Raw genomic sequence first — 21,563 nt, 5'->3', positions numbered from 1 at the left:
ACCTCAGAGCAGAATACGCCTGAACCCATAGCAGGGCGGATTCGCCCGTTCTTAGAGCATGTTGCGCCTGATGTTATCGCTTGACGGCAAAACAAGCCCGCATTGCGATACCAGCGCTGCCGTCACTTTTCGTAAGCGCGGCAAACCGCGTCACGGCCGGCGTTTCGCTGTGCGGATTTCTCGGAAAATCCGCACAGCGCGTAGAGATATTTGCAATATCAAAACGCTCTACAGCATGTTGCGTTTGAAATGTTGCACAGTTCAAACGAGAATTGCTCTAAAAGGGCGAGGCGCTCCGGACTACTTGTGCTCGGCCAAAAGATCCTTTTCATTGAGCACATCGCGGGCCGCCTCAAAATCGCCGCCCTCGGCCATGGAAACCGCCACCATGGCGTTTTCCAGCTTGTCGCGGTAGGCCATGCGGATGCTGCTGAGTAACTCCTCGATATCCATGGGTTTTCTGAGAAAATTGTACGCGCCCATGCGGTAGGCGGTCTGCTCTTCGGCGTCGCCGCCGTGGCCGGTGAGAATGATCACCTGCACCTGGGGATTGCTCTTTTTGACGTTGCGCAGCACCTCAAAGCCGTCCATGCCGGGCATGCGCAGGTCAAGCACGATGACGTCCGTGGGCAGTTCCACAGCCTTGAGCGCCTCCGGGCCGTCATAAGCCACGCGGGCCTCAAAGCCGCGCATGGCCAGGCGCTCGGCCAGGGTGTCCACAAACTGCTTCTCATCGTCCACCAGCAAAATTTTGATGTCTTCCTTGGTCATGAACCACTCCTTGGTCCGGCCTGGCCGGTATCCGTTAGAGCAATTTCACTTTGAAATTGCTCTGGCCGCTGCGGAAGCAGCCGCCCGCCGCGAGGCATAAGCGCAATTTACTTGCGCTGTTAAATGCTGAAACGGGCGTCCTCAAAACTTTAAGATTGTACAATCTTAAAGTTAGCCTTCTCTAGAACAGATTACCTTTGAAACGCTTTGCGTTTCAAAGGGGGCATTCCGGCAAAAAGCGCTGTTATCGCTGCTGTCGATCCCCGTATGGCTCCGTTGTCGCCAACGGGGACAGCCCTTCGGGCTGCCTTCGATCGCTTTTCCGGAATCCACGCCGCGTTGCTCCCAATGCCTGTACGCCCTTTGGGCTACAGGCACGGCCCTGCGGGCCGCCCGTCGGGTCGGTCTTCGCGGCGCGCCTCACCGTGTTCGGCGTTAGAGCATTTCAACGTTGAAATGCTCTAGTGTCATATCACACCCGAACTGTCGTAACGGGCGTGAGGATCGGCTGCGGCGCACATTCCCTTACGGGGTTGCGCCCAGTGTCGCTTAACGCGGCACTGGTGCCTGATTGCAAAAGTTTCGAGCATAGTTATGCTCTCAATTTTCGCAGGATCGTCAGCGAAAAAGCGTGGTTTTCGCTGACTCACGGCGGCTACGCCGCCGCAAAACCCTAACGGGTTTTGTGTGTCTAATTTTTCAAATTAGACACTAATTGCTTTCGGAATCACGCGCCGCGAGGGAAAGGAAAAAGCGTCCCCCGGCGTCGCGCCAAGGCATCAGCACGGCCTGCCAGCCGGGCCTGAGGCCATTGAGCAGAGGGCTGCCGGTCAGGGCCGACAAGGCCAGATCGGCGTTGGCCCCTTCCACGACTTCAATGATGACACCCTCGGCCTTCTGCTGCCTGCCGGCGGTAAATTTGAGCGTCACCTGTCCGCCCACAGAGGCGCAGAGGTCAAAAATCTCCAGCAGGGAGCGCAAGACCTCCAGCGGGGGCACCGGAGCCCAGACCGGCTCCTCGTTCTCGCCGCTGACCAGACGCATCTGGGCGGCTCTGGCCTGACGCGCGGCCATGCGGCAGAAAATCCGGCAGACCCGGGCCAAGTCGCAGGGACCCGCGTTTTCATTTTCCGCGCCCCCGGCCTGGGCCATGAATTCCATGCCCTCGGCCAGAGCCGCGCCCTGCAGAATCTGGCTCTGCACTTCAGTCAAGGCCGCCAGGAGGCGCTCACCCCTGGGCAGGGCCGCTCCGGCCAGGGCGGCCATATCCTGCGCCAGCCCCGCGGACTCGCGGATCACGGCCAGGACGTTGCGCATATCATGGACGCCCGAGGCCAGCAGACGGGCCATGCACTGGCTGTCGTTCATAATCGGCCTCCCTGCGACGACGGTACACCGCCGGAACGCGCGCTCTGGGCCGCGGCCTCCAGCGTTTCCTGAAAAACGGCGAAGCTCAGGGGCTTGGTCAGGCAGGCAAAGGCCTGGGCCGCCGGGGCCACGCCCGTGTCGTCCACGGCGTCGTGCCCGGTGAGCAGAATGACCGGCAGCTCCGGATGCGCGGCCTTGATCCGGCGCAGGGTTTCGTCGCCGGGCAGGCCGGGCATGAGCAGGTCCAGCACGGCCACGTCCGGCACTTCATCCTCCACCGCCGCCAGAGCCGACGGCCCGTCGTAGACCACGCGCGTCGCATGGCCCCGCAGCGTAAGGCGTTCGGCCAGGGTTTCCACAAATTCCTTTTCGTCGTCAGCCAAAAGAATACGCAACGCCATTTCAGACCTCCACAGCGCCTTCAGGCGGCGTCAGCGGCAGGGTTATGCGCACCAGGCTGCCTCGCCCCTCTTCGCTTTCCACAACAATGTCTCCGCCCAGACGGCGCACGATGCCGTACGTGATGAACATGCCGAGGCCCGTGCCCTTGTCCTTCTTGGTGGAATAGAAGGGCTCGAAAATATGCTTGAGCACGTCCGGCGGCATGCCCTTGCCGTTATCCTTGACGCTCACGGCCACGCTGGCCTTGTCCGGACAGGAACAACTCACTTCGATGCGGCCGCCCTGCTCCACGTCGCTGACGGCATCCAGGGCGTTGCCCAGGATGTTCAGGAAAATCTGCTGTAACTGGCCACGGTCCGACACGATTTCCGGCAGGTCGCCGGGCAGGTCCAGGCAGAGCTGCACGCCCCGGTTCTTGGCCTCACGTTCCAGAAATTCAGAACTTTCGGTGATGACTTCCGCCAGGCGCAGGGACTGGCGGTTGGCCTCCATGCGGCGCGAGAAACCCAGCAAACGGTGAGTGATGCCGCGCGCCCGCTCCACCGTGCCTTCAATGCTCTCCAGAAGCGCGAGGATCCGCTCCCGGTGCTTTTCATAGCTCGCGCAATCCTTGCTCATGCGCAGGAAATCCAGAGCCAGACCGGCTTTTTCGTAAATCACGGCCAGGGGATTGTTGACCTCGTGGGCAACCCCGGCGGCCAGCCTGCCGATGGAGGAAAGTTTCTGATTATGCTCCATCTGGGCGAAAACAGCCACCCGCCGCTCGTCGCTGGCCTGGAGACGGCCCACCAGGTGCTTCATCAGCAGATGCGAAACCAACACAATGATCGCGATGCCGCCGCAGAGCACCAGCAGAAGCTCGGTGCGCAATGTGGTCCAGGGCCGGAAAGCCTCCAGACTGGGCTTCACGGCCAGCAGCATCAGATCCGTGCCCGCCAGCATGGTGGAGGCCACCAGCAGGGTGTGCCCCTTGTCGTCGGTCATGCGCCGCACCAGGGTCTCGTGGCTGGCCGGGGGCAGTTGAAAGGGCAGTTTGTCCAGAGCCTTGCCGTACAGGCGGGAACTGGTCTGCAGGACGCCCGCGCTGTCGCAGAGAAAGACGTCCGTGTCCTGTTCCGGCCCCACGGCGGACACCAGCTGCTCCAGGCGGGAGGTGTCAATGGTCACGCGCAGGGTCCAGGAACCGCCGTTTTCCTCCAGGCGGTGCACGGCGATGACCATGTGCGGAAAACCACGCAGGCCAAGGAAAGCGTTGCTGATGTAACGGCCCTTGATCTCGGCCTCGCGCAACCAGGGCTGCCCCGCGTAATCCGCACCCTTGAGCTTGTAGGGCCCCACATAGTCCACCTGACGGCCTTCCACATCCACCAGGCCCATGTCCACAAAGCCCTTGAATTCGCTCTTGAGGGCCCAGAAAATGCGGTTCAGCGTCTTTTCGTCGGCCAGATCCTTGAAGCTGTAGGCATGGGCGATCAGGCTCACGGTTGAGGCCCGTTCGCCCAGAAAGAGCTCCAGAGAGGCCTGGGACTTGCGCGCCAGGGCGTAGAGCGGGCTTTCCATTTCCCGCTCCAGGGTCTTCATGTACTGGACGTGGCTGAACCCGGACATGATCAGCAGAGGAGCCACGGAAACCGCCACCATCAACACGGTCATCAGCCGCCGGAGCGAGCGGTAGCGCGCCGGGGACACGGCCTCGGGCACTTCCAGCAACTGGCCGAAGTATTTTTTGATCGCGGCAAACATAGGCCCCTCCAGCATTTTCCGGCTCATACGCTTCCGCATGAACCCACATTAAAAAGACGGGTTTTGTCCCCTGGCAAGGAAAACAAGTTTTTTACGACGGGAGTGGACTCTTTTCGTCCATGGCCAAGTAAAAAACGCCGTTTGACGCCGCCAAGGGACAAAAGACGCTTTTTAATGGCCGCCGGCGACGAGAATCCCCGAAGCCGCCAGACTCAACACCAGCACTTCCAGCAGGGCGATGGTCGTCATCAGCCATTGCTTGCGCCGGATCAGGCTCCAGGCCAGCTGCAAAAAGCAGATGATGGTCAGGGCCGCCAGAAACACGATGCCCAGGAAATTGCATATATCGCCCTTGCCCACCAAGGCAAGCCAGCCCCAACCCTGCGGGATGTGCCCGGCGGCGCGGTAGTCGGCCGCGCTGCCGGTCCAGAGGCGGGGCAGTTCGGTCAGGGGCACCTGGGGTTCAAGCACGCCCAGCACATAGAGGGCGTAGGTAATGAGCATAAGCACAAAACCGATGAGCGCGCCGTAAAACAGGGTGTCGGCATAGCGCAATTGCGCGGGCGAGGCCTTGATTTCTTTTTTCAGATCCACGGTATTCATAAGTCGTCTCCTGTGCGTCCTGCCCGGCTACCAGCCGAGGCCCTTCATGAGCGCCTTGGCTCCGGAGAAGAAAAGCACGATGATCACCATATAGCGGATGAACTTGGGCTTGGCCTTGGCCAGCAGGCGCACGCCCACCACCGAGCCGAGCATCAGGCCCACGATGGAAGGGATGGCCATGAGCGGAATGACGCAACCCTGGTTCAGATAAACCCAGGCCGCCGAGGTGTCCGTGATGGAAAGCAGGAACTTGGAGGTTCCCACGCTGACCTTGAGCGGCACGCCCATGAGCAGGTTGAGCACGGGCACGTTGGCCCAGCCCGCGCCCAGGCCGAACATGCCGGCCATGATGCCGATGGCGATGAAGAAAAGCAGGCCCAGAAAGGTGCGATGGGTCTTCCATTCCACCACTTCGCCGGTACTGGGTTCCAGAAAGACGCCGTTCATGCCCAGTGCCAGCCCCACGGCGTCCTGTTTGGTGACCACCGGGCGCACGGAGTTTTTGGACACCAGCAGCAGCACGGCGATGCCCAGAATAACCGCGCCGAGGCAGGTCTGCACTATGTTGGTGGGCAGGGCCAGCCCCAGCATGGCGCCCACAATGGCGCAGGCCGAAGCGATCAGCGCCACGGGCAGGGCCAGGCGCAGATTGGCGAAGTTACGCCGCAGCAGGCCCGGCCCGGCGGCCAGGGCTCCGGCCAGGGCCACCAGCAGGCCTGCGCCGCGCACAAAGTCCAGATGGAAAGGGAAAAAGCCACTGACCAGCGGCACGAACAGCACGCCGCCGCCCACGCCCGCCATGACCGCGATGATCCCCAGAATGAAACAGAAGCCCAGCAGGGCCAGGGGCCAGAACCACCAGGGATGGTTGTCCAGCGGCGCGGCGGCCACCGCCGGCGCCTGGGAGGCGGGCGGCGTGGCAGGAGTGGGGGCCGCGTGCAGGGTCGCGCCCGTATCCGCCGCGACGGCCTGTGTTCCCGGTGCGGAAGCCGCGTCCACGGCCAGAGCCGCGCACGGCCCGATCAGAGTCAGACAGACGACCAGCGGCAAGAGCCACGGCCAGAAAAGAGTTTTGTCCTTATCCGGATTTCTGCGGAAAATACGCGCCATTGTTTCCCCCTTGCGGCATGCGCCGAGGCACACGTGGATGTTCGGAATGGCGCGACTCTACCGTGCCCGGCGCAAGCGGACCATCGGGAGAATCCTGATTTCTGCGCATCCGCCTCAGGGCTTTCCCCACCCCAACACAGTCCGCGCGGGTTCAAATCCGTACCAGACCGTGCCGGATGGCGATTTTGACGAGGTCGCCCACGGAACCGGCCTGCAGTTTGGTGAGCAGGTTGTACTTATGGGTTTCCACGGTTTTGGGACTGATGCAGAGATCCTGGGCAATGCTTTTGACGCTTTTGCCGTCGGCCAGAAGACGGAAAATCTCTTTCTCGCGCGGGGAAAGCGCACTGAGATCCCCCGCCCCGCCCTGCTCCGCGGCATCACGGCGGCGGCGCAGCAATTCCGCCAGACAGCCGCCGGGGTCCGGACAGGTCAGAAAGGTTTCGCCCCGGCGCAGGCTTTCAATGGCTTTGAGCAGCACGCCCGGCGGTTCGGACTTGCGCACATGGCCCATAATGCCGAGGTCGATAAGCTCGGGCAGGAAGCGCTGGTCCTCATGGCCGGTATAGATCAGAATCCGCGCCTGCGGCTGCACCTGGAGCACGGCGCGGCTGGCGTCCACGCCGTTCATACCCGGCATGCCCAGGTCCATGATCACGATCTGCGGCGCAAGGGAGGCGGCCAGAGCCACAGCCTCGCCGCCGCTCAGGGCCATGCCCGCCACACGCAGATGGGCGTGCGGGGCGAGCAGGCTGCGCACGCCTTCCATGAGCAGCTTGTGATCGTCCACCAGCAGAATGCGGCAGATCTCACGTCCGGAGCTCTCGCCCATATCGCTTGCTTGCCTCCCCTTTTTCCACCCGGAACAAGATCATCATAGCCTACTTTGGCTGTCTTGTCTGCCGTGGGGCAGGGAGGCCCAGAGCAGACGCATCTCATTCCAGCCTTTGCAGGTTTCTTGTTTGCCGTGATGATCCGTCAAAACCAGCCTTTGTGTGCTGGCTGCGTCATCTGGAGCTTTTTGCTGCTCGCGTACTTAAGTACAGCTCTGCTCTCGATGCCCGTAAGGCTCGCCCGGCTCGCCAACGGGCACGGCCCTTTGGGCCGCCTTCCGGTCGGTTTCCGCGCAAAAAGCTCCATTTTCCTTGCCAGCGCGCAAAAATCTTAGTTTTTAGGATTCTCCCGGCACAACCATCCGCCTGCGCTCCGCTCCGGCGGAGTAAAGGTGACTTCGCCCTTTTTGGTTCGTTCCCCGATCTATCAGGGAGCAAAGACTCTTAGATGCGTATGTCCTGCAGAGAAGCCCCAGGGCAACCGCGCGGGACCAGAGCCTGACGCCATTCAGAAGCAAAAAATTTGACCTGAACGGTCAAGAGTTGCCGGCGGCGCGGAATTTCAGAAAATGAACAGCGTCGCCAGGCCAAGAAAAATAAAGAAGCCCGCGCCGACAAGCCGGATGCAACGCCACTTGGGCGTTGAACACACGGAAAATACTTGCTTGTCGGCGAAGCAAAGCTCCGCCTGTGCGCATTTTCCGGGCTGCTGACTGCGTCAGCGCCACCGACGGCGCGGAATTTCAGAAAATGAACAGCGTCGCCAGGCCAAGAAAAATAAAGAAGCCCGCGCCGTCGGTAATGGTCGTCAGGAAGATGCTGGAAGCCTGGGCCGGATCACGGCCCACGGCGCGGAAAATCAGCGGAATGGACCCCCCGGCCACCGCGCCCAGAATCATGTCGCAGAGCAGCGCGCCGCCCATGACCGCGCCCACCAAGTGGTTGCCCGTGAACCACCAGGCCCCCAGAAAGGCGGTGACAGCCATGAACAAGCCGGTGACGATGCCGATCTTGCCCTCGCGCAGCACGGCCATCCAGGCTTTTTTCTGGTCAAAACGGTCTGTCGCCAACTGGCGGATCATCACGGCCAGAGCCTGCTGGCCGGTATTGCCCGCCTGGTTGGCGACCATGGGCATGAGCACGGCCAGCACGGCCATCTGGGCGATGGTGCCCTCGAACATGTAGACCACCGAGGCCGAAAGCGCGGAATTGAACAGATTGACCATCAGCCAGGGCAGGCGCTTGCGGACGCTTTCCGTCCAGGGCGTGTCCACGCTTTCCTCGGGGTCCGCGCCCACCATGCCGAGCATGTCGGCGCTGGCCTCCTCGTGCATGATGTCCATGATGTCGTCATAGGTGACCACGCCCATGATATGTCCCTCGTAATCCACCACGGGCATGGCCAGAAAATTGTAGTGTGAAAGCAGGCTGGCGACTTCGCGTTTGTCCGTGTCGTAGGTCACGCTGATAACGCTCTGCCCGGCCGCGGCGTCGCCCACGATGGTGCCGGGGCGGGCCAGCATCAGGTCGCGCAGGGAAAGCACGCCCACCAGCACGTCCTTTTCGTCCACCACATAGCCGTAATAGGGGCTCTCCTTGTCGTCCTCCATCTCGCGCCGGATGTGGGCAATCGCCTCATCCACCGTAAGAGCCTTCTCCAGCAGGATCAACTCGGTGTTCATGGCGCCGGCCGCGGAATCCGGGTCGAAATTGAGCAGATTGCGCAATTCCTCGGAATCTTCCTTGGTCAGCTTTTCCAGCAGGACGTCGCGGTGCTCCTCATCCAGTTCGTCCAGCACGTCGGCGGCGTCGTCCGGCGCCATTTCGGCGATGATCTGGGCGGCCACGTCGGCGTCCAGATTTTCCAGCACGTCCACGGCCACGTTGCCGTCCAGCTCGGCCAGGGCCTCGGCGGCATCCTCCGTGGTCATGTGGCGCAGGGCGCAGACCTGCTTTTCCAGGCTCAGATTTTCCAGATGATCGGCCATGTCCGCCGGATGGACGAACTCGGCCTCGTCGCCCACTTCCCGGCAGATCTCGGGCATGCTGATGCCGTGCGCGTCGCCGCTCTCCGACGCGTCCGGGCTTTCATCCACGACACGGGAGGGGCGGATTTCGTCGTTACGATCGTCAGCCATGAGCAAGCCTTTTGCAGGATACGGAACAATGAAACATGACGGCACGCCGCCGGATGAAGGCGGCGCAAGACTACCGCGACTGTGTGACGCGGCCGTGCCGGACAGGAGACGGGTCCGGGACCGCGCCACGGCTTCGCGCGTATGTGAAAAAGCTCCCAATGCGGCCCGCAACTTGACGCGCGCCACAGGGCATTCTATCTACTTCAGAGCCCCCGGACCGGCTGTGCGCCCGTTCGGCGCGCCACGGTTCCGCACGCCTTCATGCCGCGTGCCCGGTTCCGGCGCAGGCGCGGCGGACGCGCGCGGGCGCTTTTCGTTTAGCACGCGCATGAAGTGGGGACAAGCGCAATGTTCACGCCCTGGGCCGCTTTTTTTTCTCCCGAAGGGGAACGGCTGCTGCAAGAATGCATTGATCTGGCCCTGGTTGAGGACGGGCCGGAGCTGACGGCCTTGGGGCTCTTCCCGCCGGAAGCGCGGATGCACGCCGCCATCCGCGCCAAAGAGGACACTCTGGTGGTAGGCCTGCCCGTTATCGGCGCGGTGTTCAAGGCCCTGGACGTCCCCTTTCGCTGGCAGGCTTCGGCAAGGGAAGGCTCGCACGTGCCGTCCATGACCGAGGTGGCCCGCATCACGGCTCCGGCCGTAGCCATGCTCAAGGCGGAACGGGTCATCCTCAATTTCATCACCCATCTCTCGGGCATCGCCAACCTCACGGCCCGCTACGTGCGCGAACTGGATGGCACGGGCGTGCGCCTGCTGGATACGCGCAAAACCACGCCCGGCCTGCGCTGGCCCGAAAAATACGCGGTACAGGCGGGCGGCGGCGTGAACCACCGCAAAAATCTCGCGGAAATGCTCATGCTCAAAGATAACCACATCGACGCGGCCGGTTCCATCACCGCAGCCGTAGCCAGATTGCGCGCCCGCTACCGGCCCTGCCCGCCCGTGGAGGTGGAATGCCGGACTCTGGAGCATGTGCGCGAGGCCGTGGCGGCCGGGGCCGAGCGGATCATGATGGACAATATGGAAGCCCCGCGGCTGAGCCAAGCCCTGGCCCTGGTGCCGCCGGACATTGAAGCCGAAGTCAGCGGCGGCGTGCGCCTGGAGACCATCCGCGCCATCGCCCTGACCGGGCCGCGCCGCCCGGATTTCATTTCCGTGGGTCGCCTCACCCACTCGGCCGTGGCCGCGGACTTCAGCATGACCCTGATTCCGGCCTGAAAGGGTCCCGGACAACAAGGAATCGTTCCCAACCGGCGCGACGCCGACACATATTCCCCTAATAACGGATCATACCATGAACGACATCACCGCCGCCGTGGCGGCGCTTAAGGAACAACTGGGCGACAGGCTCTGCATCATGGGCCATCATTATCAGAACGACGCGGTGGTGGCCCACTGCGACGTCACCGGCGACTCCCTGGAGTTGGCCCGCCGCGTGCCCGGCGTGGATGCGGAGCACATTGTCTTCTGCGGAGTCTTTTTCATGGGCGAATCCGCGGCCCTGCTCGCCAAGCCGGGCCAGGCCGTGCATCTGCCCGAACCCGGCGCGGACTGCATGATGTCCCTGATGACCCCGGCGGGTCTGGCCCGCCGCGTTCTGGAACAACTGACCGCCACGGGCCGCCGCATCGTGCCCCTGGCCTACGTCAACACCACCTTGGGTCTCAAGGCCGTGGTGGGAGAATACGGCGGCGCGGTCTGCACTTCGGCCAATGCGGAAACCATGCTGCGCTGGGCCCTGGACCAGGGCGACGGCGTGCTCTTTCTGCCGGACAAGCATCTGGGCCGCAACATGGCCAAAAAACTGGGGCTTGCGCCGGACCGGCAGCATATCCTGCGCCTTAACGGCCACGGCCTGATCAATCCCGAAAGCCAGCCCCTGGAGCGTCCCCTGCTGCTCTGGCCCGGCTGTTGCGCCATCCACGCCCGACTCAAGCCCGAACAGGCGGCTGCCGCGCGCGCGGCCCATCCGGGCTGCCGGGTGGTGGCCCACCCCGAATGCCGCCCGGAACTCATCGAGCGTTGCGACGCCGCCGGCTCCACCTCCTTTCTGATCAAGGAAGCCGCGCGCCTGGCTGAAGAAGCGCCCGGCTCCACCCTGGTCATCGGCACGGAAAACAATCTGGTGGACCGGCTGGCCGCCCGCCACAAAGGGCGCTGCCGTGTTCTTTCCCTGGGCCGGGCCATTTGTCCGGACATGGCCAAGGTGACGGAAGCGAAACTTTTGGCTACACTCACCGCCATTGCCCACGGAACGGCCGAGCCTCTCACCGTGGAGGCCGCGCTGTGCGGTCCCGCCCGCCGCTCCTTAACCCGCATGCTGGAGGTTTGCGGTCAATGAGGACAGAGCTGTGACTCCCACCCGCCGCCATGTGCCCATCCTGATCATCGGCTCGGGCGTGGCCGGCTGCACCGCCGCCCTGACCCTGGCCGACGCCGGTTGTGACGTGCTGCTGCTCAACGCCGGAGATAATCTGGCCGACGGCAATTCGGAGCTGGCGCAGGGGGGAATCATCTATCGCGCGGCGCCCCGGCCCGACAATCCCGCCGACGACGATGACGCCCGCGCCCTGGAAAAAGACATCCTGGTGGCCGGGCACAACTACAATTACCGCAAGGCCGTGCGCTGGCTCTGCCAACAAGGCCCGCTCTGCGTGGACGAAGTGCTGATCAAACGCGCGGGCGTGCGGTTTGACCGCAATCCGGACGGCAGTTTCAACCTGACCCGCGAGGGCGGGCACTCGGCCCCGCGCATCCTGCACCGGGCCGACTACTCGGGCCGGGCGCTCATGGACGGGCTCACGGCCCAGGTGCTGGCCCATCCGCGCATCACCTGCCTGCACCGGCGCGCGGCCATCGACCTGCTGACCAGCCACCATCACGCCAAAAACGCGCAGTTCCGCTACGAAGTGGACAACCGCTGCCTGGGGGCCTATGTCCTCAATGAGGAAAGCGGCGAACCGGAAACCATTCTGGCCGACTGGACGGTGCTGGCCACCGGGGGCGTGGGCCAGGTCTTTCTGCACTCCACCAATGCGCCGGGCTGCGTGGGCACGGGCGTGTCCATGGCCTTCCGCGCGGGCGTGGATCTGGCGAATCTGGAATTCATGCAGTTCCATCCCACGGCCCTGTATGAGGAGCGCAGCAACCGCCGCCCCCTGATCACCGAAGCCATGCGCGGCGAAGGCGCGCGCCTGCTGGACGAAAAAGGCCGGGCCTTCATGCTCCGCCACGACAAACGCGGCGATCTGGCCCCGCGCGACGTGGTGGCCCAGGCCATGATGGAGGAAATGCTGCACAGCGGCGCGCCCTGCCTGTTCCTGGACGTGAGCGGCGTCAAGCAGGACCTGCCCACCCGTTTCCCCACAGTGTTCGAGCAGTGCCGGGAGGCCGGGCTGGACATTCGTAAGGAACCCATCCCGGTGGTGCCCGCCGCGCATTATTTCTGCGGCGGCGTGCTCACCGACACGCGGGGCCGCACCTCCATGCGCGGCCTGTACGCCATCGGCGAATGCGCCTGCACCGGCCTGCACGGGGCCAACCGCCTGGCCAGCACCTCATTGCTGGAAGCCCTGGTCTGGGGGGTGAGCTGCGGGAAGGATCTGGCGCGCCGCGCCGCAAGCGGCGGCATGCCCACGGGTCTGGCCGCCGCCATTCCGGACTGGCAGCACGAAGGCGACGAACGCCACGACGATCCGGCCCTGGTGGCCCAGGACTGGGCCAACATCCGCAACACCATGTGGAACTACGTGGGCATTTCGCGCACTGACGCGCGCCTGCGCCGGGCCTTTGAGGATATGCGCGACCTTGTGCGCCATATCCATGATTTCTACAAACGCACCCGCATTTCCCGACGCCTGGTGGATCTTTTCCACGGCTCGCAGACGGCCTATGTCATTACCCAGGCGGCCATGCGCAACCCTGTAAGTCTGGGCTGCCACCACCGGGTGGACTGAGCCGAAGGAAAAACAAGCATGAAAAGTCTCATCCGCGTGATTCTCGTCCTGGCGGTACTGGTTCTGGCCGGGTTCGCGGCCCTGCAATTCTGGCTGGGCCCGAAGCTGGAGGAGCAGGCCCGCCTGGAACTGGCCGCTCTGCCGGAAGCCCTGGCGTTTTCGGAGCTTCTGCGCTTTGAGCCGCCGAAAGTAAAAAGCGTCGAATTCTCGCCCTTTTCCCGGCGCCTGATCCTGCGCGGCCTGGAACTGCGCGGCACAATGGACCTGCCCGCTTTTGAGGCGGGCGTCGAACAGCAGCCCCGGAGCGCGGCCCTGAACTATACGCTGGAGGAAGCCTCCTATCGTTTGCCCTGGCGGGCGCTTCTGCTGTTCACGCCCCTGCGCGACATGATTCTGCCCGAAACGGGCATGATGGCCGTGGGCGAGGAGATGCGCATTTCCAACTTCGTCTATTCCCTCAATCAGGGCACCGTCAGCGCGCGAAGCGTCGTGCGGGATCAGGAAGCAAGCGATATCCGCATGGAAAGCGGCCTGATCCGGGAACTGCTGGAACAGCGGAAGCCCTCGAATATGCTGAACGCCCTCTATCGCATAGGTATCGGAGAAATGCGGGCTTCGGCCATGACTTCCGAGATGGCGGTCCCCGAACAGGGCATCAAGATGGATTTCAGTTGCGACGCCATGCGCATCCGCAACTGGGAAGGCCGCACCATAGAAGAAGCCGTTGCGGACGGCATTGTTCTCAAGGAAAAAGACCGGGAACTTATGCGCCTGGGCAACATCACGGAAAAGCAGTTCACCCTGCCGGAAGAAGCGGCCATGCAGGAATTGCTGACCCTGCTTTCCCAGACGAAACCCGACGAAAATGCCTTGCAGGCTCTGCTGCTGCGCATCTTTACCACCGGCGAGCCTTTGCTGCGGGAAATCAGCTTCTCTGACCTGCATTTTCCTCTGGATGGTCAGGCCCTGACCTTTAAAAAAATAGCCCTGAACTGGCAATCCAACACGCCTTTGCAGTACGGCCTCAGCGTGGACGCTCTTTCCCTGCCCACGCCTTTGCTGGAGCGCGAAAGCGATCTGGCCTTTCCCGGTCTGCCCGCTCTGGTTCTGGATGCAAAGCTGGGCTTTACGTCCGGGAATGACGGCGGACGCCACAAGGGTCTGCTCAGCGCCCAACACCTGGGCTCGCTGGACTATGATTTCATCATGTCCGCGGGCTCGCCATTGGCCGGTCCGCAGGCGCTGTTCCTCAGCTCGTACAAGGACGTCAACCTGAAATATACGGACCAGGGGCTCACGGCCTATCTGGTCAGAAACGTTATTCCCTCGGCCCAGGGGGCCACCCCGGCGCTCAAGGCGGCCATCGCCGAGCTCTGCCCCGGCGATACTCCGGAAAATGCGGCCGTCCGCGACGCCCTGGAAACCTTCGCCTCCCGCCCCGGCGTGCTGGAAGTGCAAAGCAGGCCCGGCAAGACCTTCCGTGTTTTCGAGCTGCTCGCCAAACTGGGCGGCAAGGATCCCGGCGCTCTGCTCAGCGTTACGGCTCAACCGGGCAAGGAAAGCCTGGAACAGCAGATCAGCGGCCTGGACGCGACCGCGGCCAAGGCAAAATAGCGCGACATGAAGAAAACCGTCCTTATCCTCGCTCCGCTGCTGCTCGCGGCACTGCTTCTTGTGCTGGCCGCGCAGTTGTGGCTGCGGCCGCAGGTGGAGAATCAGGCGCGGCAAGCACTGGCCGGGCTGACCTCTTTTGACGGCAGCCCGGTTCAGTCCAGCGTCGAAGTCCTCGACTTTTCGCCCTTGACCCGCAAGCTGCTGCTGCGCGGTCTGGAACTGCGCATGGTTCAACCGCAGGGCCCGGTCACCTATCAGGCCGCGGAAATTTCCCTGCGCCTGCCCCTGCGGGCCATGCTGGCCTGCACGCCTTTGCGCGGCGCGGTTCTGCCTGAACAGGGCATGACGACCGTGGCCGAAGGCCTGCTCCTGCTCAATGTCAGCGCGCGCACGTCTCTGGGCAAGGTCGTCATGCAGCGGGAAGAAGTCGACGCCCTCTATGCGGACAGCGCCCTGCTGCGGGAGCTGGCCGAAGGCGCGAAGCTGCCCGACTCTCCGGGGCTCACCTACCGCATGGGCGCGGACAACATCCGTGCTTCCTTCATCAGCGTGGATATCCCCACCGTGAACCAGCCGCTGTATATAAGCATCAAGGAAGCCGGCCTGCGCAACTGGCGCGGCCGCCATATGGAGGAAGCGGCCCTCACGGACCTGCGGCTGCGCATCGACGGGCAGGACGGACTGATCCTGGAAAGCCTGAGCCAGAGCGGCATCGTGCTGCCCGAGGAAGCCCTGCTGCGGCGTCTCTCGCGATTGCTCGGCGCGCCTCCGGATCAGCGGAACATGCAGGCCCTGTTTCAGGAAATGCTCGCCGCGGACGAACCCCTGTTCCGCGAATTGCGCCTTAACGGCCTGACCATGCCTTTGCCGGAGGACAGAGCCGAACTCAAGACAGGCAGTTTCGAATGGCTCTCCAACCGGCCTGCCCGCTACCGGATCAATCTTTCCGGCCTGTCCCTGCCCGCGGTTCTGCAAGGCTACGGCCTTGCCCTGCCCGGTCTGGACACCATACGACTGGACGCCGACATTTCAGTCGAGGAGCAGGGTCAGGACAGCATTCTGGAAAAGGGCATGGTCAAGGCCGCGAATGTGGGTGATCTGCGCTACAGCCTGCTGATCTCCGGCAATACTGAGGGCATGGACCAGCAGCAGGCCCTGTTCAGCCAGACTTACGGCGATCTTAAACTGCGTTTTGAAGATCACGGGCTCATGGGCCGACTGGCCCTCATGCTGCCCCCGGACGGGCGGGCGGCCGCCGCCGTGTTCACCGCCGCCGTCAACAGTTTTTGCGTCCAAACCACGTCGGAAAACAAGGCGCTTGCCGCAGCCTTGGAAACCTTTGCAAATCGGCCCGGCAGCCTTGAAATCAGCAGCACGCCGGGCAGGCTCTACAGTTTGACGGAAGTGCTGGGCGCGCTGGCGGCCGGAAACCCCGGCGCATTGTTCCGTGCCGAGGCACAGCCGGGCGCGGAAAGCCTGGAACAACAGGCGGCGCGCATCAACGCCGGGCAAAGCCCGCAACCTTAACCACATTGACGCATGCGTAAACTCTGGCTCAAAAAGAATGAGGACCGCCGCATCCGCGCCGGGCATCTCTGGGTGTTCAGCAATGAAGTGGATACGCAGAAAAGCCCGCTCACGGACTTTACGCCCGGCGAGGAAGCCACGCTCTGCGACGCGCGCGGCGCGCCTCTGGGCAGCGCCTGCCTGAACCCGGCCTCGCTGATCTGCGCGCGCCTGCACGCGCACCGGGCCGACACGCCTCTGGACAAGACCCTGCTGCATGAGCGCCTGAGCCGTGCCCTGATTCTGCGCCAGCGGCTCTTTCCGGAACCCTGGTACCGGCTCTGCCACGGCGAGGGTGATTTCCTGCCCGGTCTGGTCATCGACCGCTACGGCGAGCACTGCACCCTGCAAATCAGTACCGCGGGCATGGAGAGCCGCAAGGAGTTCATCGTCCAATGCCTGGACGAACTGCTCGCGCCCGCGTCCCTGCTTTTCGACAACGACCTTGCCGCGCGCGGCCTGGAGGGCCTTTCCCGCGAGGCCCAGAGTCGTGGCGACCTGCCTGGACGTCTGGAAGTGCCGGAAAACGGCTGCCGCTTTTTCGCGCCCTGCGCCACGGGCCAGAAAACCGGCTGGTTTTACGATCAGCGCGCCAACCGGCGAGAGCTGGCGCGCTACGCGGACGGCGCGGACGTACTGGACATTTTCTGCTATGCGGGCGGCTTCGGCGTAACGGCCGCCGCTGCCGGGGCGGCATCCGTGGCATTTCTGGACGCCTCGCCCCAGGCACTGGCTCTGGCCCGCGAAAACGCGGCGGTCAATGCTCCGGCCCTGACGGGCAAAGGCGTGGTGGAAACCATCTGCGGCGACGCTTTTCACCAGCTCAACGAGCTGTACGAGGAAGGCCGCCGCTTTTCCCTGATCAGCCTGGACCCGCCCGCCTTCATCAAACGCCGCAAAGACGCGGCCCAGGGTCTGGCGGCTTATCGCAAGATCAACGTCCTGGCCATGCGTCTGCTGACGCCGGGCGGCGTGCTGGCAAGCTCTTCCTGCTCGCACCATCTCGCCGCCGAGGCCCTGCGCGGCTGCGTGGCCCAGGCCGCGTCCCGGCGCAGGCTGCACGCCCGGCTGGTCTACGCGGGCGGCCAGGGGCCGGATCATCCGGTGCATGCCGCCATGCCCGAAACAGCGTATCTCAAATGCTTCATCGCCCAGGTGGGCTAAACCATCACGGAGTTTCCCATGCTCAATAAAGTACGCCTGCTCACTCCCGGTCCCACGCCCCTGCCGGAGCGCGTACGACTGACCCTGGCCCGGGACATGATCCACCACCGCAAAAGCGAATTCAAAGCGATCATGGGCCGGGTGCAGGAAAAGCTGCGCGTTCTTTTCGGCACCCAAGGCACGGTGCTGCCCCTTTCCTGCTCCGGCACGGGGGCCATGACCGCCGCCGTGTACGGCCTGTTCAATCCCGGTGAGAAGGTGCTGGTGGTGGAGGCGGGCAAATTCGGCCAGCGCTGGAAAGCCATCGCCGTTTCGCGCGGCCTGGAGGTCGTCACCCTGGAAGTGCCCTGGGGCCGGGCCGTACGCCCCGAGCAGGTGGAGGAAGCCCTGGCCGCCGATCCCGCCATTACAGGCGTGCTGATCCAGCTTTCCGAAACCTCCACCGGCGTGCTGCACCCGGTGCGGGAGGTGGCCCGGATCACCCGCCAACGCGACGTTCTGCTGGTGGTGGACGGAATTTCCGCTGTGGGCCTTTCTCCCTGCCCTCTGGACGAATGGGGCCTGGACTGCCTGCTCACCGGCTCGCAGAAAGGCCTGATGCTGCCGCCGGGCCTGGCCCTGCTGGCCCTCTCGGAGCGGGCCTGGGAAAAAGCCGCAGGCGTGACGCCCGGCTGTTTCTACTTCAACCTGCTCAAGGAGCGGGAATATGTGGCAAAAGGCCAGACCCTGTTCACCTCGGCGGTGAATCTGATCGTGGGCCTGGATGAAAGCCTGGACATGCTGCTGGAAAACGGCCTGGAAGCCGTGTATGCCAAGCAGTGGGCATTGACCATGCTGACCCGCGCGGGCGTCACGGCCATGGGTCTGGATCTCTTCGCGCCGGAACATTTCGCCTGGGGCATCACCAGCGTGCTGCTGCCCGAGGGCGTGGACGGCACGGAAGTGCTGCGCCTGGCCCTGGAAAAGCACGGCGTCTGCATGGCGGGCGGGCAGGATCAGCTCAAGGGCCGCATTGTGCGCATCGGGCATATGGGCTGGGTGGACTGGGCCGACGTGCTGGCCGGGCTGTACGCTCTGGACCGGGGCCTGATGGAAGCGGGCGGTTTCTCCGGCGCGCGCGACTATCTGGAACAGGGCATGGCCGCCTACCGCGCGGCCCTGGAGGACAAACCGGGCGAGTTCCTGCCCAGAGTTCTGGTGCACAGTTAGGGCAGTGCTGATGAACAATGCGCGGCGTGCCCTTGCCCGGACCGGAAAAAACCTTATGTATGGGAAATACGGGACCGGATGGCGGGTTACGGCCCCAATGCAAACATCAGCATGAGGTTGACATGAACCAAAACGATTGCGGCTGCCATAGCTCCAAGGACGGTCCTCTGCCCGAGGTGACCTTTTCCACTTTCATTCTTTCCCTGGCCTCTTCGGCCTTGGTGCAGCTGGGTGAAGTGCCCGATCCCGAAACAGGCCGGATGGAGCAGGATCTGGCGCTGGCCCGGCACAATATCGACGTGCTGGAAATGCTGCGCCAGAAGACCGAGCGCTGTCTTGAAGAGCAGGAACGCCGGTTGCTGGAAAGCATTCTGTACGAACTGCGCATGAAATTCGTGATCAAGTGCGGCCCGGACTGTGAAAAAAAGATGGCGGAAGCCTCCGCCCAAAAGTAGTGATGCATTGAAAATATCGGGCTGAAGCCGGGGCACAAACGCGGTTCGCCGCGCTTTGATTGTTGCGGCGCGGACGGCGGCTGAAGACGGCAACACGCGGATGGGCCCGGCGTCCGAGGGGTACGCCTGTCTGTTCATCGGCAATCACAACCGTTCCAGGATTCCCTGTAAAGGACACGCGGCATGAAGACAATCAATGTGGGGCTTGTGGGCATTACCGGCTATGCGGGCATGGAACTGGCGCGGCTGCTGGCCGGGCATCCCTCCATGCGCCTGACCATGGCCTGTTCCAGGGCCGAGGCGGGCAAACGCCTGGGCGAATTTTATCCCTTCCTGGAACATATGCCGGGCGCGGACGTGATCATCAGCATTTTCGAGCCCAGGGAAGCGGCCCAGCATTGCGATCTGGTCTTCCTGGCCGTTCCCGCGGGCACGGCCATGGATATGGCCGCTCCCCTGCTGGAGGCCGGGGTCAAGGTGGTGGATCTTTCGGCTGACTTCCGCATCCATGACGCCGGGGTATACGAGCGCTGGTACAAGAACGAGCACCACAGCAAGGAGCTTTTGCGCTGGGCCGTCTACGGCCTGCCGGAACTCTACGCCGCGGACATCGCCCAGACCAACCTCACGGCCAACCCGGGCTGCTATCCCACCTCGGTGATTCTTGGCCTGTACGCGGCCCTCAAAAACGACCTCATCGAAACCGGGGACATTGTGGTGGATTCCAAGTCCGGAGCCACCGGCGCGGGCCGTAAGGCCGCCGTGCCCACCCTGTTCTGCGAAGTGTCGGACAACTTCCGCGCCTACGGCCTGCCCCGCCATCGCCACACCCCGGAAATCGAGCAGGAAGTTTCCCTGCTGGCCGGACAGGAAGTACGCCTGTCCTTCAATACGCATCTGCTGCCCATGAACCGGGGAATCCTCTCCACCATCTATACCAAGCTCAAGGATCCCGCCGCCAATCTGGACAGCGTGCATGAAGCCTTCTGCCGCACCTGGGAGCGCAGCCCCTGGGTCCGCGTGCTGCCCAAGGGCCGTCTGCCCGAAACCCGCTACGTGCGCGGCAGCATGTTCTGCGATCTCGGTCTGGTGGTGGACCCGCGCACCAACCGCCTGATCATCCTGGCGGCCATCGATAACCTCTGCCGCGGCGCTTCGGGACAGGCCCTGGCCAACGCCAACCTGATGTGCGGCCTGCCCGTGGATACCGGCATGGAACGTCTCGCGCCCCTGGCCTGACGCGCCGAGTGTCATGTCACGCCCGAACTGTCATAACGGGCGTGAGGATCGGCTGCGGGCATCCCCTTACGGGGTTGCGACCAGTGTCGCGTCAAGCGACACTGGTGTCTGATTGCAAAAATTTCGAGCATAGTTATGCTCTCAATTTTCGCAAGATTATCGGCGAAAAATGTTATTTTTCGCCGAGTTACGGTGGTTACGCCGCCGCGCCGGGCTCGCGCCCGGCGGTGAATACCGTATAATATTTAAATGTTATACGATACTCACCCCCATCAGCCATCAGACCGGGAACTGCCATGCAACTGAACACCGCCTTTCAGGATCCCCAACTCTGCCGCGGTCTCCTGCAGCGCCTGGAACGCGCCCTGGACGGGCGCTCCATGCGTTTCATGGAGGTCTGCGGCACGCATACGGTAGCCATTTTCCAGAGCGGCCTGCGCTCCCTGCTGCCCGCCTCGGTCACCCACCTTTCCGGGCCGGGCTGTCCGGTCTGCGTGACGCACGACGCGGAAGTGGCGGCCTTCCTGGACCTGGCCGGACGGGACAGGGTCATTGTGGCCACCTTTGGCGATCTGCTGCGCGTGCCGGGGCCCGGCGGGCGCAGCCTCAAGCATGCCCAGGCCCAGGGCGCGCGCGTGGAAATCGTCTACTCGCCCCTGGACGCCCTGACTCTGGCCACGGCCAATCCCAACGACATAGTGGTTTTTCTGGGCATCGGCTTTGAGACCACCGCGCCCACGGTGGCGGCCACCCTGCTCACGGCCCGCCGGCGCAAAATCGAAAACTTCTGCGTGCTTTCCCTGCACAAACTGGTGCCCCCGGCCCTGCGCGCCCTGCTGGACGACGCCTCCTGCGCGGTGGAGGCCTTTCTGCTGCCCGGCCATGTCTCCACCATTCTGGGTTTGCAGCCCTACGGCTTTCTGGCCTCGGAATACCATGTGCCGGGCGTGGTGGGCGGTTTTGAACCGGCGGACATCCTCCTGGCCCTCTGCCTCATGGCCGAACAACTGCGGGACAAGGCCCCGGCCGTGGTCAACGCCTATCCCCGCGCTGTGGACGACACGGGCAATCCCAAGGCGCGCGCCCTGCTGGAGCAGTTTTTCCAGCCCGCCGACGCGCTCTGGCGCGGCTTGGGCCGCATCCCTCAAAGCGGCCTGGCCCTGCGGCCCGAATACGCGGATCTCGACGCCATGGCCCGCCTGGACCTGCGCCTGCCCGAGGTGGCGTCCTTGCCCGGCTGCCGCTGCGGCGACGTGCTCAAGGGGCGCATTGCCCCCCCCGCCTGCCCGCTGTTCGGCAAAAAATGCACTCCGGCCACGCCCGTGGGACCCTGCATGGTTTCCACCGAGGGCAGTTGCGCGGCCTACTTCAAATATTCGGAGCATTGAT

Annotated in this window: 18 protein-coding genes; 10 read left to right on the top strand and 8 right to left on the bottom strand. The window is 63.6% G+C overall.

The window, feature by feature from the left end; translation table 11 throughout:
* Nucleotides 1-300 precede the first annotated feature (300 nt).
* The 8 genes from HMPREF1022_RS05480 to mgtE all read right to left on the bottom strand — a co-directional run bounded on the left by HMPREF1022_RS05480 (nucleotide 301) and on the right by mgtE (nucleotide 8,968).
* Nucleotides 301-771 carry a response regulator gene (locus HMPREF1022_RS05480; protein WP_008685063.1) on the bottom strand — a complete coding sequence of 157 codons (471 nt, stop codon included), beginning with the start codon at nucleotides 769-771 and terminating at the stop codon, nucleotides 301-303.
* Nucleotides 772-1,482: 711 nt separating this feature from the next.
* The gene (locus tag HMPREF1022_RS05475) at nucleotides 1,483-2,139 is read right to left on the bottom strand and encodes a hypothetical protein (protein ID WP_008685064.1); all 657 of its coding nucleotides are present in this window, start codon (nucleotides 2,137-2,139) and stop codon (nucleotides 1,483-1,485) included.
* Complete coding sequence (locus HMPREF1022_RS05470) at nucleotides 2,136-2,540, bottom strand: response regulator (protein WP_009302247.1); 405 nt, start codon at nucleotides 2,538-2,540, stop codon at nucleotides 2,136-2,138. The genes HMPREF1022_RS05475 and HMPREF1022_RS05470 overlap by 4 nt, the downstream gene beginning before the upstream one ends.
* A 1-nt stretch (nucleotide 2,541) precedes the next feature.
* A complete protein-coding gene (locus tag HMPREF1022_RS05465) occupies nucleotides 2,542-4,284 on the bottom strand; it encodes a sensor histidine kinase (protein ID WP_009302246.1) in 1,743 nt (580 codons plus the stop codon).
* A gap of 171 nt (nucleotides 4,285-4,455) precedes the next feature.
* A complete protein-coding gene (locus HMPREF1022_RS05460; protein ID WP_008685068.1) occupies nucleotides 4,456-4,887 on the bottom strand; it encodes a hypothetical protein in 432 nt (143 codons plus the stop codon).
* A 27-nt stretch (nucleotides 4,888-4,914) separates the two neighbouring features.
* On the bottom strand, nucleotides 4,915-5,997 hold the full coding sequence (locus HMPREF1022_RS05455) for a sulfite exporter TauE/SafE family protein (protein ID WP_009302245.1): 1,083 nt from the start codon (nucleotides 5,995-5,997) through the stop codon (nucleotides 4,915-4,917).
* Between the two features lie 151 nt (nucleotides 5,998-6,148).
* Nucleotides 6,149-6,829, bottom strand: coding sequence for a response regulator (locus tag HMPREF1022_RS05450; protein WP_009302244.1), 681 nt, complete (start codon nucleotides 6,827-6,829; stop codon nucleotides 6,149-6,151).
* 744 nt (nucleotides 6,830-7,573) lie between these two features.
* Nucleotides 7,574-8,968: a magnesium transporter gene (gene mgtE, locus HMPREF1022_RS05445; RefSeq protein WP_009302243.1), complete on the bottom strand. Its 1,395-nt coding sequence runs from the start codon at nucleotides 8,966-8,968 to the stop codon at nucleotides 7,574-7,576.
* Between the two features lie 348 nt (nucleotides 8,969-9,316).
* Between mgtE and nadC the strand changes: the two genes are divergently transcribed.
* The 10 genes from nadC to hypD all read left to right on the top strand — a co-directional run bounded on the left by nadC (nucleotide 9,317) and on the right by hypD (nucleotide 21,562).
* Nucleotides 9,317-10,189, top strand: a complete 873-nt coding sequence (gene nadC / locus HMPREF1022_RS05440; protein WP_008685072.1) for a carboxylating nicotinate-nucleotide diphosphorylase — start codon at nucleotides 9,317-9,319, stop codon at nucleotides 10,187-10,189.
* Between the two features lie 76 nt (nucleotides 10,190-10,265).
* On the top strand, nucleotides 10,266-11,312 hold the full coding sequence (nadA, locus tag HMPREF1022_RS05435; protein WP_008685073.1) for a quinolinate synthase NadA: 1,047 nt from the start codon (nucleotides 10,266-10,268) through the stop codon (nucleotides 11,310-11,312).
* 10 nt (nucleotides 11,313-11,322) lie between these two features.
* Entirely contained in the window at nucleotides 11,323-12,927 is a 1,605-nt protein-coding gene (gene nadB / locus HMPREF1022_RS05430) for an L-aspartate oxidase (protein WP_008685074.1), read from the top strand.
* A gap of 18 nt (nucleotides 12,928-12,945) precedes the next feature.
* Nucleotides 12,946-14,541 carry a hypothetical protein gene (locus HMPREF1022_RS05425; protein WP_009302242.1) on the top strand — a complete coding sequence of 532 codons (1,596 nt, stop codon included), beginning with the start codon at nucleotides 12,946-12,948 and terminating at the stop codon, nucleotides 14,539-14,541.
* Nucleotides 14,542-14,547: 6 nt separating this feature from the next.
* A complete protein-coding gene (locus tag HMPREF1022_RS05420; protein ID WP_009302241.1) occupies nucleotides 14,548-16,068 on the top strand; it encodes a hypothetical protein in 1,521 nt (506 codons plus the stop codon).
* Between the two features lie 12 nt (nucleotides 16,069-16,080).
* Nucleotides 16,081-17,271 carry a class I SAM-dependent rRNA methyltransferase gene (locus HMPREF1022_RS05415; RefSeq protein ID WP_009302240.1) on the top strand — a complete coding sequence of 397 codons (1,191 nt, stop codon included), beginning with the start codon at nucleotides 16,081-16,083 and terminating at the stop codon, nucleotides 17,269-17,271.
* 18 nt (nucleotides 17,272-17,289) lie between these two features.
* Entirely contained in the window at nucleotides 17,290-18,480 is a 1,191-nt protein-coding gene (locus HMPREF1022_RS05410; protein WP_008685078.1) for a pyridoxal-phosphate-dependent aminotransferase family protein, read from the top strand.
* Between the two features lie 122 nt (nucleotides 18,481-18,602).
* Nucleotides 18,603-18,935: a DUF1844 domain-containing protein gene (locus HMPREF1022_RS05405; RefSeq protein WP_008685079.1), complete on the top strand. Its 333-nt coding sequence runs from the start codon at nucleotides 18,603-18,605 to the stop codon at nucleotides 18,933-18,935.
* Between the two features lie 183 nt (nucleotides 18,936-19,118).
* Complete coding sequence (gene argC, locus HMPREF1022_RS05400; RefSeq protein WP_009302239.1) at nucleotides 19,119-20,174, top strand: N-acetyl-gamma-glutamyl-phosphate reductase; 1,056 nt, start codon at nucleotides 19,119-19,121, stop codon at nucleotides 20,172-20,174.
* Between the two features lie 296 nt (nucleotides 20,175-20,470).
* Nucleotides 20,471-21,562 (top strand): hydrogenase formation protein HypD, encoded by a 1,092-nt coding sequence (gene hypD / locus HMPREF1022_RS05395; RefSeq protein ID WP_009302238.1) that lies wholly within the window; start codon nucleotides 20,471-20,473, stop codon nucleotides 21,560-21,562.
* Nucleotide 21,563 lies beyond the last annotated feature (1 nt).

The organism is Desulfovibrio sp. 6_1_46AFAA (genome assembly GCF_000224635.1).
Taxonomy (GTDB): Bacteria; Desulfobacterota; Desulfovibrionia; order Desulfovibrionales; family Desulfovibrionaceae; genus Desulfovibrio; species Desulfovibrio fairfieldensis.
Note: the sequence above shows the minus strand (reverse complement) of the source record. Positions and strands in the feature narration are given on the sequence as shown.